General features: G+C 53.2%; 9 protein-coding genes. 6 read left to right on the top strand and 3 right to left on the bottom strand.

Features of this window, described 5'->3' with window-relative positions:
- Nucleotides 1–8: 8 nt before the first annotated feature.
- Together SH287x_RS03775 and glgB are read right to left on the bottom strand one after the other, a co-directional pair.
- A complete protein-coding gene (locus tag SH287x_RS03775) occupies nt 9–953 on the bottom strand; it encodes a LysM peptidoglycan-binding domain-containing protein (RefSeq protein WP_479517105.1) in 945 nt (314 codons plus the stop codon).
- A gap of 275 nt (nt 954–1,228) precedes the next feature.
- Nucleotides 1,229–3,154, bottom strand: coding sequence for a 1,4-alpha-glucan branching protein GlgB (gene glgB / locus SH287x_RS03770; RefSeq protein WP_479517104.1), 1,926 nt, complete (start codon nt 3,152–3,154; stop codon nt 1,229–1,231).
- Between glgB and SH287x_RS03765 the strand changes: the two genes are divergently transcribed.
- Together SH287x_RS03765 and SH287x_RS03760 are read left to right on the top strand one after the other, a co-directional pair.
- Nucleotides 3,131–3,409: a hypothetical protein gene (locus SH287x_RS03765; protein WP_479517103.1), complete on the top strand. Its 279-nt coding sequence runs from the start codon at nt 3,131–3,133 to the stop codon at nt 3,407–3,409. The two genes, glgB and SH287x_RS03765, sit on opposite strands and share 24 nt — an antisense overlap.
- A gap of 606 nt (nt 3,410–4,015) precedes the next feature.
- Complete coding sequence (locus tag SH287x_RS03760) at nt 4,016–5,230, top strand: hypothetical protein (protein ID WP_479517102.1); 1,215 nt, start codon at nt 4,016–4,018, stop codon at nt 5,228–5,230.
- A 12-nt stretch (nt 5,231–5,242) separates the two neighbouring features.
- On the opposite strand, the gene SH287x_RS03755 is transcribed toward SH287x_RS03760, so the two are convergent.
- Complete coding sequence (locus SH287x_RS03755) at nt 5,243–8,125, bottom strand: ExeA family protein (RefSeq protein ID WP_479517101.1); 2,883 nt, start codon at nt 8,123–8,125, stop codon at nt 5,243–5,245.
- Between the two features lie 489 nt (nt 8,126–8,614).
- Between SH287x_RS03755 and SH287x_RS03750 the strand changes: the two genes are divergently transcribed.
- From SH287x_RS03750 to SH287x_RS03735, 4 genes are all read left to right on the top strand, one after another.
- Nucleotides 8,615–9,685 carry a PhoH family protein gene (locus SH287x_RS03750; RefSeq protein ID WP_479517100.1) on the top strand — a complete coding sequence of 357 codons (1,071 nt, stop codon included), beginning with the start codon at nt 8,615–8,617 and terminating at the stop codon, nt 9,683–9,685.
- A gap of 187 nt (nt 9,686–9,872) precedes the next feature.
- Nucleotides 9,873–12,179: an HD family phosphohydrolase gene (locus tag SH287x_RS03745; protein WP_479517099.1), complete on the top strand. Its 2,307-nt coding sequence runs from the start codon at nt 9,873–9,875 to the stop codon at nt 12,177–12,179.
- A 245-nt stretch (nt 12,180–12,424) separates the two neighbouring features.
- A complete protein-coding gene (gene ybeY, locus SH287x_RS03740) occupies nt 12,425–12,883 on the top strand; it encodes an rRNA maturation RNase YbeY (protein ID WP_479517098.1) in 459 nt (152 codons plus the stop codon).
- A 75-nt stretch (nt 12,884–12,958) separates the two neighbouring features.
- Complete coding sequence (locus SH287x_RS03735) at nt 12,959–14,272, top strand: hemolysin family protein (protein WP_479517097.1); 1,314 nt, start codon at nt 12,959–12,961, stop codon at nt 14,270–14,272.
- Nucleotides 14,273–14,289 lie beyond the last annotated feature (17 nt).

Below are 14,289 nucleotides of genomic sequence, written 5' to 3'. Positions count from 1 at the left end.
ATCGCTTCTTAGCGGATGACGCTGTCATCGGGAGGCATTTGGCTCAATCGTTTGAGTGGCATTTCGGGCTTCTCGGTGGATGGCCCCCAACCTTGCACATTGGCAGGACGCGGACGATACGGCACAAACATCCGTTTTTCGGGCGTCGGCGTTGATGTCCCACCCACACGGTCCCCGTTGGAAACCCGGGGCGAAGCAGCAATGTTACGAGGTGACCTGGAAACAGGAATTTGAAGCGTCATCCCGGCCCGTAAATCATTGGCGTCCCGTAATTGATCACGATTTGCTTCATAGATTTCCAGAAATCGGCTTTCACGACCTAAATACCGGGAGGAAATCGACGACAGAGTTTCCCCACGTTGAACCACGTGACTGATCACCTTCGGAGCAGAATTGTCACTTGCCCGAGCCTCTGACTCTTCAAATGTTCGCTGAGCAGGGGCACTCCCTTCACGTCGTGCGGAGATTGGCTCTTCGCGGGAATCGGCATTCCCATTGATGACAGGAGCAGAACGGCCCCTGATCCCTGCCTGATCATTGCCGGAACCGCTGAGACCTCCATTCGCACTGATGTTCTGACGATCAAATTCAAGGACATCCGACGGCCAGGGAATCGCAGGGATTTCTTCGATCGAGTCAGCGAGGGGAACACGGTGGGAAGAGGCTCGAGGAGCCGCCTCGCCAGCGTGACTCTCATTGCCCCAGGGATCGTCCAGCGGGGGAATAATCAGCGTATCCGTCACAGGTCGAGCAGCCATTTGCCGGACAGAGGCGCTGGATTCTCCCAGATAAGGACGAAACGCCTTTTCGGCAATCACAGCATCAAGTTCAACGGCATTGCTGACCAATGGAGCCTGCGCAACTCCTGGCTTCTCATTACGAAAGAAGAAAGCGGCAACAGCACCAATCAGCAAAACGCCAAGTGCAAGTCCAATCTTCTGGTCACGATGCACGGTATGCTCCGATATCACTTGAGGGAATATCGGAAATCTGCCTTGTAATGCGCGATGCGGTGGGCGGAACCGCGGTGAATTCGGCAAGATTCACCACATGCCCCAAAGCTGGAGCGGTTGTAACGCCCGTTCGGAGCATGACTTTCAGTGAAACTTTACGGACTGGGAAATCTGTTCCACTCGTCGGTTCTCTGAATGAAAGCGGGGCAGAACAGCTCAGCCATTCTGCCCCGTCACCATTTTCATTCGTTCCCCAGCCTTAAGGAAGCCAGGGTCTAATTCAGTCGCATCGCTGATGACGCCAAAGTGGCAGTGGTTGCTGTTGCCGTTCCCGTTGTGACAGCAGGAATCGGTGCCGGGCGGGTGATCGGCTTCAGAATCACCAGACCCAATGGGGGAAGAGTCACTTGAATGAACTGGCCAAACCCATGGACTGGCCCAATCTCACTGTAAACGCCTCCCGCATTTCCCACGTTTGATCCGCCGTAAACACTGGAATCGGTGTTGAGGACTTCTTTATAGAACCCCGCCAACGGCACCCCAACCCGATAGTGATACCGCGGAATCGGCGTGAGGTTCATCATGACGATCAGCAGATCGTCGGCATGGCTTCCATAACGCACCCATGAGTAAACGCTATTCTGATAATCATCGGCACTGATCCAGGCAAAACCATCGGTATTGCAATCGCCATAGTGCATCGCGGATTCTTCGGTATAAATCCGGTTCAGATCGCCAATCAGCTTTTGCACGCCCTGATGGAACGCAAATTTGGTTAAGTCCCAATCAATCTGGCTGTCATGATTCCACTCTGTCCACTGAGCGATTTCACCGCCCATGAAGAGCAATTTCTTGCCCGGTGTGGTGAACTGATAACCAAACAGAACCCGCAGGTTGGCAAACTGCTGCCAATTGTCGCCAGGCATCTGGCTGATTAACGAGCGCTTGCCATGCACCACTTCATCGTGAGACAGCGGCAGCATAAAGTTTTCAGTGAAGGCATACACCATGCGGAACGACAACTCGTTTTGATGATGCCGACGATGGATCGGGTCTCGCCGGAAATACCGGAGAGTATCGTTCATCCAACCCATATCCCATTTGAAGCCAAATCCCAGGCCTCCCGTGTAAACGGGCCGGGAAACCCCACCCCATGACGTCGACTCTTCCGCAATCATCAGGACACCAGGAAAATCCTGATGGAGGACAGTGTTCAGATCCTTTAAGAACTGAATCGCTTCCAGATTCTCTCGCCCCCCAAACATATTGGGCATCCACTCGCCCGCTTTGCGGGAATAATCGAGATAGAGCATCGAGGCCACTGCATCGACGCGCAAACCATCAATGTGGAAGACTTCCATCCAGAAATGGGCACTGGAAAGCAGAAAATCTGACACTTCCGTACGACCATAATTGAAAATCAGCGTCCCCCAGTCAGGGTGAAACCCTTTCCTGGGATCTGCATGTTCGTACAACGCCGTCCCGTCAAAATTCCCCAATGAGTGCTGGTCGGTCGGAAAGTGGGCTGGCACCCAGTCGACCATCACGCCAATGCCATGCTCGTGGCAGTAATCCACAAAGTACATGAAATCGTGTGGTGTCCCAAACCGGCTGGTCGGGGCAAAATATCCCGTCGTCTGATATCCCCAGGAGCCATCGAACGGATGCTCGGTGATGGGAAGTAACTGCAGATGAGTAAACCCCAGGGGCTTCACATAATCGACCAGTTGAACGGCCAGTTCCCGATAATTGAAGTACCGGCGACCATCCGTCGGCCGGCGCCAGGATCCCAGATGGACTTCATACATCGAGATCGGCTGCTCATAAACGTTCTTCATCTCTCGCTGACGAATCCACTTCTCATCGTTCCAGCGGAAGCCTGTGAGATCAGCCACAATTGAAGCCGTTCGCGGCGGTAATTCTGCCTGGAACGCATAAGGATCTGATTTCTCCAACCGCTGACCAGAGAACGTCTTCAAACTGTATTTATAAGCGTCTCCCGCTTTGATTCCCGGAATAAAACCATGCCAGACGCCGTTATCACTGGACTGAAGCCAGTGTTGGCCATGGCTCCAGTAGTTCAAATCAGCGATCACGCAAACTTCAGACGCATTAGGTGCCCAGACTGCAAAATGAGTCCCGTCGACGCCGCCGCGAGATTCAGGATGGGCGCCCAAATGTTGATAATTCTGTGCGTACATAGCGATCCGTGGGGTTTGCAGGAAGCGTCAGACTTTATTGGTAAGCTCGATTATCGATGGGGAATTCTGGATGACATCCACTCCCCCCTCTGGGCAGGAATCAAGGTCTCAGCACACCGAGTCTCGACAGTGAGACTCAGCACACCGAATGCCAGACACACGAAATGTCTGGAGATCGTCCAGAAGTTTTATGGCCAGAATTCAATTTTCCAACAGAATCAAATTGCTGCATACAACTCGCCAGCCATGAGTTAAAGAGCCAGTAGACAGGCACCCTCTCATGGCTGACCCACTCATGCATGACCCAGTGTGAGATAACCCGCAGCCTAGGGCAATGTGGACTTCACGAAAAGGATGAACAACTGAAAATCCCGTGATCGCCGTTCTCACGGGTTGCTTATAACGCGCCAGATCCCGACGACAACAACCCGCTCGGCAAGCTTAAACTGCAGGAAAACGAAGATTCGAGACAGAACGCCGCAAAAGTCGCCCAGACAGTCTCTCATGATAGCAGATAGGTAAAATTTGCTGCCTGAGAAATCTTTGACGGCCAGTGAAAATAGACTCTGATGATTCCTTCAGAATGCAGGAATTCCTCTTAAGTCCAGGAAAAGTTGATTCTTTCGCTTAATCACACGGCATAGTTGCCCTACCAAGCTCTCACAAGCGTCTTCAAGTCGGTCGATGTCGCTCACAGCGGTTTAACCGGCAAGGACTCGGGTAAGACTTTGGTCACTACTCTTCGTTTCTTCCGTTTCGCTTTTTCAAACATGATGAAACTCAGAAGTCGCGAGGATCGAGTGAGTTTTGAAGCAGCGATTGGTGACCGATGATTCATTCAACCAAGGAAGTTCTGGAAAAATGGCGGTCGCCGGAGAACATCGCCGTACTCAGAATTGGCTGCTCGTTCTCGGCCCGTTTGTAATCATTGGCCTCTGCTACCTGGTCACAGCAGCTTCACGATCAAAGGATGCCCAATCCACTTCTGTTGCGACGGTTTCCTCCACGTTGATGGATCGAACCTGGAGCCAGATCACGTCGATCGCCAGCTCGGTTCGCCTATACGATGAAGCAGGTCTTCCCGTTCCATCGCTCGAAGAATCGACAGCCGGCTTCACTCAGCAGTTGCAAACCATTGCCACCACGTTAAGAGCTGAGCTTGGCCCGCAGTTCCAGGTCATCACGCGATCTCCCTTTGTGATCGCCGGGGATGATACGGCGGAAGAATTGCAATGGATCTATGAAAATGTGATTCAGCCAACGCAGCATGCGTTGGAAGTCAGTTACTTCGACAGGCCACTCCCTCATCCCGTCAAAATAATTCTGCTCCGCAGCCCTGAACGCTGGCAGCAGCTCCGCACGCGCTGGCCAGGTTTCACACCGGCTGAGTACGCAGGTTTTTACACTCAGGAAGACCGATGTCTGGCTGTGAACCTCTCAACAGGTGTCGGCTCGATTGCCCATGAGTTGACCCACGCGCTGATCCATGGAGATTTTGAGCACTGCCCCGAATGGTTTGATGAAGGGTTAGCATCCCTCCACGAAGAATGTGAATTCAATGCGTCGGGAACATCTTTGCTGGGGCTACCCAACTGGCGGAATCATCATTGGCACGAAGCTGTCGAAAAACAGCAGGCGTCAACGTTACATCAACTGTTCCATCAACCCTTTGGCCACTCTCGCCCCGCTATCGAATATGCTCACGCCAGGCTTTTCTGCATTTTCTTGCAGGAACGCGGCGTGCTGGAAGCATTCTACCGGCGTACGCGTGCTCTCAAAGATCCTGCACGTGATGCTTCAGGGATCGAAGCCATTGCCTGTCAACTCACACAGACAACCGACCTGGCCGACCTCGACCATCACTTTCAGCAATGGGCGAGAAACCTGACCACATCAAGTCCAGCCACATCAAATAGAGCCACACCTGAGACCAATCAGCCTTCTCGGGAGACCGAGCAGCCAGACTTATCCGGTTCAACGACTGACAAGATGACTCCCAATCCTCAGGAAATGCCCCACAGGCAAGCCAAACCTGAGGGAGCACTACTGGAATTTGGGCCTCTGGAATCACCTTGAAATTCCATCGATTTAACGCCTGGATGTCGCACGGCGGCGCAAGATACTGAACAGGTTGCGATACCGCGACGACAATGGAGGCTCACCAGCGTCTCCAGCCCCCTCGGACTCAGCAACTTTTTGCTTGCCAAAACCGGTCTCAGAAGCGTTTGATAACGGCTGTTCGCGGAACGATCTCAACCCCTCAAGATGGCGTTCGATGTCGTCGGGAAAATCATCGTCAGTGCTTTCCAAAGCATCGGCCATGTCCTGAAAATGATGATCGGCTTTGTTGATGGCGCTGCCTGCATCCCATTCCGAGAAATCTTCATGCTGGTCTAAGGCCTGCTGAGATTTTTTCAGAACATCGTCCATGCTTTCATAAACTTCGCCCCGCCAGACAGAATCATCTTCTGATCCCAACCCCGTCTCCTGGTCTGACATCTCAGGAGAATCGGTAAACGGGTGATGATCGCCTTCAAGCTCATCGTCATGGGAAAGAGCCTCTCGAGTTTCCTGATCACGTAAAGCCTCGGCCCATGCCGCTCTTGATTGAATCGCGGAACGAGTGGCATCAGCCAGATCGATGGCATCCGCAGCCAGAGCACGCTCGCGAATTTCATCCAGGTCACCAGCAATGAATCGCGCCAGACGTGCGGCTTGACGATCCGAGGCACTCATCCCGGGAATCGGATCGTTTGTTCGAGAATCAACCGGGAATGAGGAAACATCACCTGCGTCAACACTCTCAAGCGTGTCGGGTGACTCCTCCTTACGATGATCACCAGTGGATTCAGTCAGTGCTGCCCCACCATGAATGGCCTGATCCAATAGCGGCAGAATCTGTTCCAACTGTTCTTCCGCAGAAGGACGTGAGTGTGCCTGGCTGACGGTATCGGCCAAAGAAGGGACAACTTCCTCGATTGGCCCTGGCAACGATTCTGGCAACGACCCTGGCTCTGGCAACGGTGCTGGGACGACAGCCGAAACCGGTTCATCCAAAGACTGAACCATGATTCCTTCAGGATCAATCACCAGATTGGAATGCCTCTTCTCTTCTTTGATGGACTCCAGAAATGGAGTGGGATCACCAAACGGTGTGAAATCCATCGACGCCAGCAACGCAGGCCGTTCCGAGCGAATGAGGGAACCAGAAGGAACAACAATCTCTACATAGACCGATTCCGAAGGAGCCAGAGTCTCTTCCATTGTTTGTGAAGCAACTTCGTTGTGCGTCGGGATGGATGGCGTGGTGATCACCTCAGTGCTGTCCTGTGGATCACGATTGACCGTCATCATTTCAAACGCGACACCTTCGCTCTGAGACTCATCATCCGGGGTCATTCTCTCATCAATGAATGACGACTCCCCATCGGGTGACATCACGCCGGCAGGCTCGTTGTGAGAGAATTGCGCCGATTCAAACGACAGGGATTGCTCACCAAAATTCGTGCCATGCGGGCCTGAAATCCCCTCTTGCTCTGTCGCTAGTCGCCAGCGAGTCAGCATGCGATCCAGACGATTCTCCAACGCATGTTGTTCTGAATCGACGGAAGCTGATCCTTCATCAGCAACAGCATGTTCTCCCCTCCAGTCTTCGGCACCTTCCTCCTGCATTCCCGTCAGAGGAAATGAAACAGGGGCATCATTAAGGGCTGGAGTGAAGTGCTGTCCTTTCAACTCCATTTCTGATCCCATTGCCGACCAATCTTCAAAACGTCCGGGCAGACCATGAGTCTGTTGTTTTTCAGCAAACTCCCCTTCCTTAGACTCAGTCATGCTGAGCCCCCCAGACCCAACATCGGACCCAACATCGGCCCCGGCATCTGATAAGGGAGCAGTCTCGTCTGTGGAGTGGATTTCGCTGTCCAGTCCCGCGCCGATTTCAATACTTGATAAACCTTCCGTGCCCCAGTCATCTGCTGAAGACAAATCCGGCAAGTTCATCGCAGCCACGTCGACCGACACATCGTGAATTGCGCTCTGGTCTTCCAGGGTTGAAAAAGCCTCAGCCCCTCTCTTTTCGATGAGCAACGATTCGTCTTCCATCTCAACCAGGCTTTGGCCAGAAAGTTCGTCCAACCCGGATTCATCGATCGATCGTGAGACCCGCAGATGCCAGGGAAGCGAAAGATGCTTCAAGTCGTTTAATGCCGTTTCGACGGTCGCCAGCGTCACGGGCTTTTCGCCCATCGCGAATCCCAGCAACAATGCGTGATCCGCCAGCAAGCACAAACATCGAGGAAACCCTGCGGAAACTTCCACAATGTAGGACATCGCGTCAGGAGTCAAAGACTCCGCTGTTCGTCCACCCGCCCATGTCAACCGGTAATCAAGGAACTCATACGATTCCGCCCGATTCAAGGAATCCAGGGCAGCGTGTGTCGTGACTCGTTGAGCCAGCGGTTGGAACTCCGGTGTTGCCAGCCGTTCCTCTAATTCCAATTCCCCTGCGAGCATCAGACGGACAACTGGCTGACCTTCAAAATGAAAGTCGCTCAGTCCTCTCAATTCGTCCAGAATTTTGCTGTCCAGCAGATGAGCTTCGTCACAAACCAAAAACAGCAGATGCTGTTGCTCCGCCATTTGTTTCAAAAAAAGGGACAGTTCACTGCGCAGTTCCTGCTCAGACAGACGGCTGAAAGGAAGTTCTAATTCTCCCAAGATTGTCTGAAGCAGTGACCGCCGGGTTGCAAACCGGGGGTGTCTTAAGAAGACCACGGGATGATCGGTTCCCAGTTGAACGACTAATCGTTCACAGAGCAGAGTCTTACCAACTCCGGCAGCACCACTGAGCACCGCCACGCCCGCGCGCTCTTTCATCCCCAGCAATAATGCCTCGCTGGCAGATTGCCCAAGTTCCGTAGGGAACCAGCAGCCAGGATCAGGAGTGCCCACAAAAGGGCGGCGCGCCATTGAAAAGAACGCTTCATACATGTTTCAAACATCCCTGTCGCTGTTTTGTCCGGCCATCCTGATCGAACAATTGGCAACCATGCCACGCGGCGGCACCAGTCCACGTATCCGTAGAATCGAGTTATTCGGGTTATGCACTTGATGACAATTGCGTCAAGAATGCTAACCAAGGCAACTTGCTGCTTTTTCCCTCAGTCGCCGATCACTGTAAACACGGCTAATCCATCATTTTTATTCAATCACCAAAGTTTCCTGAACCTTCACCAACGCTCCGTGTCATTTTTCGGCAGATTTCACCGAATGGCGAACCTTTTTGGGTAGGCGTCAACTCTGCGAACGCTAACAATTAGGAAGTGATGGGATCGACAAAACGCATCAGTTTGGCAAAGTGGCGACTGGTGAGAAGATGGGAGCAGCGCCCCTCGCGTCATGATCATGATGATCTTTGGTCTTTGTGATCTGATGATGAATGGACGCAACGGAGAGACAATGACAGATAAGCGAATTCCGTTTAAAAATCACGAACAGGTGCGTGTGCTGTTCGGCCCGAATGACCGTAACCTCCGCAAATTGCGGGAAAAACTGCAAGTCGATGTCGTCCTGCGCGGCGATGAAATCCGCCTGTCAGGGCCAGTTGAACAAGTCGATGCCGGCAGCCATGTCATCGGCGAAATGAGAGGGATCATCGAACGCCGCGGAATGCTGCCCGACGACGAGTTTGACCGAATTCTCAATCATCGCAGCGCCGAAGTTTTCAACGGCCCAGAGTCATCGATCGACGTCTTTCATAAAGCAAAACGTGTCTTTCCGATGGGGCCGGGACAGGCCGCCTATGTCGATTCCATCCGGCAACATGACCTGGTTTTCTGCACCGGGCCTGCCGGTTCGGGAAAAACCTACCTGGCTGTGGCCATGGCGGTCAATGCGTTGCGTAACGAGCAGGTTCGCAAGATTGTTCTCGTTCGTCCAGCGGTCGAAGCGGGGGAAAAGCTTGGTTTCCTTCCCGGAGACATGCTTGAAAAAGTGAATCCCTACTTGCGTCCCCTGCTCGATGCTCTCGGAGACATTCTGGATTTTGATACCGTGCAGCGCTACCTCGACCGGGACGTGATCGAGATTGCTCCCCTGGCTTTTATGCGAGGACGAACGCTCAACAACACGTTCATCATTCTCGATGAAGCTCAGAACACCACTGCGGTGCAAATGAAGATGTTTTTGACCCGCATGGGCCAGCGATCAAAAATTGTTGTCACCGGCGATGCCACACAAATCGATCTTCCCGACAATGTCACCAGCGGCCTTGCCGATGCGGTTGGCCGCCTGCGTGGCGTAGAGGGGATCTCCGTCGTAGAACTGAGCGGCGGAGACATTGTCCGGCACCCACTGGTGCGACGTATTGTTGCAGCTTACGATGATGGAAAGGTGGGAGATCCCCGCTCGCGAGGAAACCACACCAACCACCGCCCTGATTCATCTATTGCCGGTAACGCACCTCTTAAAGCAGAGACACCGAATCGCGATTCGGCTGCCAAAGGAGACGAAACCGCTGTTGAGGAGTGAAAACCCAACGAAGCCGGAATGTGGCCGAATGACAATTTTTCCAATTTCATTCTGGAAGTCGGCCCGGTTTCGTGATTGCCTATGATCTGAAAGATTTGTTCCAACTGATCGCCGGGAACCTCCCTGCCAATCGGTTTCGGAGCCAAAACAAGTCTTGATGTCAGAAGCAATTGGGTCAACAACGTCTATGGCATTGTTTTCGTCCCGCAAGACGCGGACTGGACGTCTCTCGAATCTGCCGACTTCCGGGTCGCTGCTTGTCAAACTGGGTTCTAAGCTCGGTCAAGCCGAGGTATTACTTCGTTTCCTGCTTGTGGCTGCTGCCCTGATTCTGATGGTGGTTTGCGTCGAAGGCTGGGTCGCCCCTTTTCCCTACCGACTGGGTCAATACAGCCGGGACGGGATTGTGGCTCGCATCGATTTTGGTCGACTGAATGTCTATAAGACCGATCTTGCCAGAATTGAAGAAGAGTCGCGCACCCCCCCGGTTTACCTGGCGAGAACCGCCCCGTGGCGGACGCTGGTTGACGAATTGAGAGAATCTCTGTTCGCCATTCTTCATGCCAATCGCCCAGCCGATGTCCCAGCCAACGTGCTGGTGGCTTTCGGCTTCTCGGTCGATATGAACGGCAACCTCGGTGATTCGGAAAAAGAATGGGAACAACTCCGCGCAGCCCTGGGGCCGGAAGACACGGGTGAACAGCGTGTCGAGCTTATCTCTGGGGAATTCACAAAATTCCTGGATCCCTTGCGGCAAACAGGAACATTGGACGTCACAGAACTCACCCGTCGCGACTTACGCGAGGATGAAGTGATTCATGTGATCCCCGACGAAAACCCGGCAGATGAACAGGACATCGCCGTCTCTCAGGTGCTTCTGCGGGAGGCTCTAAAAAACACTGGGCGGCTGGGACGCAGCTGGAAGTCTTTTGATTCATTGCAACCCATCCAGCCACTTCTCGAACGCTGGCTGCGCAACCGCGCCCCCAGCACATTGGAATATGACGAAGAACGTTCCATGACGGCTCTTCGTCAGGCCCGTGCCCGCACGGAAAGTATTGTCGACACCTTTAAGCGAGGGGCATTGCTCGTCGCTCCGGGGACCTCGATCAGCGAAGACGCACTGGCGATCCTCAAGGCGCAATACGATGCCATTGCTGCCACTGTCCCCTGGTATGAAAGCCTGTTAAGAGCCACGACCGTCCTGATATTGCTGGTGATACTCGCAACGATCAACGGTTATTACCTGATTCGCTCAGAGCCACGACTGGTCACCAGCACCGCGAGATTGTCGGTCTATCTGGCCAGTTTGCTGCTGGCCATTGCCTGTGCCCGCTGGCTCTCTTTTGATCCCTGGCGGGCGGAAATCATTCCCCTGCTCTGCGTGGTCATGATTCTGACGATTGCTTATCAGCAGGTTCTTGCGGCTTTGACCGGCTTCAGCCTGACACTGATTCTGGTGCTCTCCAACGGTTACGACACCAGCGAATTTGTGGCCATTCTCGGTGCCATCTGCTTGTCGATTGTCAGTCTGGGTCAAGTCTCGTCGCGCTCCAAGCTCATCAAAGTGGGCGTGGCGACAGCAGCCACCTATTTCCTGCTGACCATGGCCATGGGTGTGATTGTTGGTCAGAGGCTTGACCGACTCTGGCTCGACAGTGAACTTCTCTGGCATGCCCTGCGCGGGGCCGGCTGGTGTGTCGCTGCCGGCTACCTGGTCGCGGGAAGCCTCCCTTTTATTGAATCCACCTTCGGAGTCGTGACGGATATCAGCTTGCTGGAATTAAGCGATGTTTCCCACCCCCTCCTGCAAGAACTGGTACGCCGCGCGCCGGGAACCTATAACCACTCGATTGGTGTGGCCACGCTGACCGAAACCGCGGCAGACGCCATTGGCGCGAATGGGCTTTTATGCCGGGTGGGAGCCTACTTCCACGACATCGGCAAAATGCTCAAGCCGCAGTATTTTGTCGAAAACATGGCAGCGGGTGAGACCAACCGGCACGAAAATCTGGCACCAGCGATGAGCACCCTGATCATTATCGGGCATGTCAAGGATGGTGCCGATCTGGCACGCCAGCACCATCTGCCCGAATCGTTGATCGACTTTATCGAACAACACCATGGAACGACTCTGGTCGAATATTTTTACCACAAAGCATCGCGGCACGCGGGGCAGCAATCAGCTGATGTCCGTGTCGATGTGGAAGAATCATCATTCCGCTATCCCGGCCCCAAGCCTCAGTCAAAAGAGACGGGCATCATGATGCTGGCCGATGCCGTGGAAAGTGCCAGTCGGACATTAAGCGAGCCGACTCCAAAACGAATTGAAACTCTCGTTCATGACATTCTTCTGAAACGTCTCCTGGATGGACAGTTTGATGAAAGCGGGCTGACACTCACTGAATTGGCCATAGTGGAAGATTCACTGGTCAAATCTCTGATCTCCATTTATCACGGGCGCATTAAATATCCCGATCAGAAATCAGCCTGATCAGTTTAAGAGACAGGCTGTTTTTTCGACTCGTGCATTGTCAAAGTAGAAAATCCGGGTCTCTTCTGTTGTTAAGTCCGACAACGGAGGACGCTGCGGCGACACCAACCCTAAGACAATGCCGTGACACGGCACTCGGTTAAAATACAGATTCAGACTGTGGCACATGTCATTGAGACAGTAGAGACTTACCAGATTTTCACGTTATAAATCCTTGAAAATGCTGCTCGCCTGACGGATATGGCATGATTCAGATTGAAATTACCGACGAACAATTGATCGCCAGAATTCCCCCTGAGAGGATTCTCAATCTTCTCCAGAGTGTTTTCTGTGAAGAAGGGTTTCTGGAAGGCGAAGTGAGTGTCGCGCTGGTTGACGACCCCAAAATCCACGAGATAAACCGTGATTTTTTGCAACATGATTACCCGACAGACGTAATCAGTTTTCGGCTGGACGACGCCTTAACAGATTCTCAACAAGGCTCCCCCATTCTGGAAGGCGAGATCGTCGTCAGCGTGGAAACCGCTTCCCGAATGGCTCCTGAGAACAACTGGTGCATTGAATCTGAAGTCCTGCTATACTCCCTGCACGGTGCTCTCCACCTCTGTGGATTCGACGACCTGACGATAGACGAAGCCCAAAGAATGCGAACTCGTGAAAAACACTATCTCGTACCTCTTGGACTCAATCCCATTGTTTCATAGCATGATTTTCGGGCCACGACTCACTCGCGCTATGGTGAATTGCCCGTCCAATGATTGGAGACCGGCGACCTCGTCATGGTAATTTTCCTGTTCGTGGTTGGCGGGTTTCTATTAACGGCGTGCTGGAGCGCCTTGGGATGCTACGCCTTAAGAGATTTCTCCTATAGTCGGCTCGAAGAACTTTGCGCCCAGCGGGGAAAACCCGAGCGATTTAGCGAAGTGCTCAAACAACAGGAGACAGCTCTCCTGGGTCTGGAATTAATGCTTTCCCTTTCCACCATGGGAATTGCAGCAGCCGTCGGGATCGGTGTGGGCTGGCCTAAAGCCCAGGAAGCCGCACTGACTCAGCAGTTCCCTTGGGATTTTCTCGCTGAATATCTCCTGTTGACGTTTGCCGTTCTGGTCATAGCAGACCTCCTTCCCTGGAGCATCGCCCGCGTCACCAGTGAACAATTTCTTTACCGCTGGTGGCCATGTATCAGCGGTGTCCAGGTTCTCCTCTGGCCTCTACTTTCGATTGCTAAATGGCTCGATCGCATGGCTCACCGCCTCGTAGGGCGAGGGGAACCCGAAGAAGATGACGCCTCGGTTCTCAATGATGAAATTCGCACAGTCGTCGATGAAGGTCAGCGGGAAGGCTACCTGGAACAGGGTGCCCGTGTGATGATTCACCGCGTCATGGAACTTCAGGATGAAGATGTCGGGGCCATCATGACTCCCCGGACAGATATGTTTGTTCTCAATGTTGACGCCACCCTTGAAGAAGCCCGTCAAAAACTGATCGAGTCAGGGCATTCGCGAGTCCCCGTCGTCGCTCAAAGCCCGGATGACATCGTCGGGCTTCTCTACTCGAAGGATTTGCTGAAAGCGATTGACCCCGCCCTGCCCCGTGAAAAATTCCCCAAGCTGGCAGAGATCCTACGGGAACCCAAATACATCCCTGAAACCACCGGGATTTCCTCGCTGCTGGAGATGATGCAGCGCGAGCACTTCCAGATGGCGATGGTGCTCGACGAATATGGCGGCGTCGCAGGCCTCGTCACCATGGAGGATATTCTCGAAGAAATCGTCGGTGAAATTGATGACGAATACGACACGATGGAAGGTGAATCACCTGTCAAACAGGTTTCTCCCAACGTGACGGAACTCGACGCCCGCATTCACATCGACGACCTCAATGAACAGTTTCATTTCGGTTTTCCGGAAGATGGAGAATTCGACACCATTGGCGGGTTTGTCTTCTCGCAACTGGGCCGAATCCCCAAGGTCGGAGATTCCCTCGAGTGGAATCTTCTGCGAATTACCGTCATTGACGCCGACAAACGGAAGATCAATCGTTTACGAATTGAGCAGCCGAGTAATGTCCCCAGCGAAATACCAGAAGCTTGATCCCCACCAAGGCATCA

This window comes from Planctopirus sp. SH287, assembly GCF_056500625.1.
The sequence above is the reverse complement of the archived record's forward strand: the minus strand, read 5'-3'. Positions and strand labels throughout refer to the sequence as shown.

Excerpts from the sequence above, each read along its gene's own strand:
- SH287x_RS03765 (WP_479517103.1), top strand. The coding sequence starts at position 3,131 with ATGTTGATAATTCTGTGCGTACATAGCGATCCGTGGGGTTTGCAGGAA.
- glgB (WP_479517104.1), bottom strand. The coding sequence starts at position 3,154 with ATGTACGCACAGAATTATCAACATTTGGGCGCCCATCCTGAATCTCGC.
- SH287x_RS03760 (WP_479517102.1), top strand. The coding sequence starts at position 4,016 with ATGGCGGTCGCCGGAGAACATCGCCGTACTCAGAATTGGCTGCTCGTT.
- SH287x_RS03755 (WP_479517101.1), bottom strand. The coding sequence starts at position 8,125 with ATGGCGCGCCGCCCTTTTGTGGGCACTCCTGATCCTGGCTGCTGGTTC.
- SH287x_RS03750 (WP_479517100.1), top strand. The coding sequence starts at position 8,615 with ATGACAGATAAGCGAATTCCGTTTAAAAATCACGAACAGGTGCGTGTG.
- SH287x_RS03745 (WP_479517099.1), top strand. The coding sequence starts at position 9,873 with ATGGCATTGTTTTCGTCCCGCAAGACGCGGACTGGACGTCTCTCGAAT.
- ybeY (WP_479517098.1), top strand. The coding sequence starts at position 12,425 with ATGATTCAGATTGAAATTACCGACGAACAATTGATCGCCAGAATTCCC.
- SH287x_RS03735 (WP_479517097.1), top strand. The coding sequence starts at position 12,959 with ATGGTAATTTTCCTGTTCGTGGTTGGCGGGTTTCTATTAACGGCGTGC.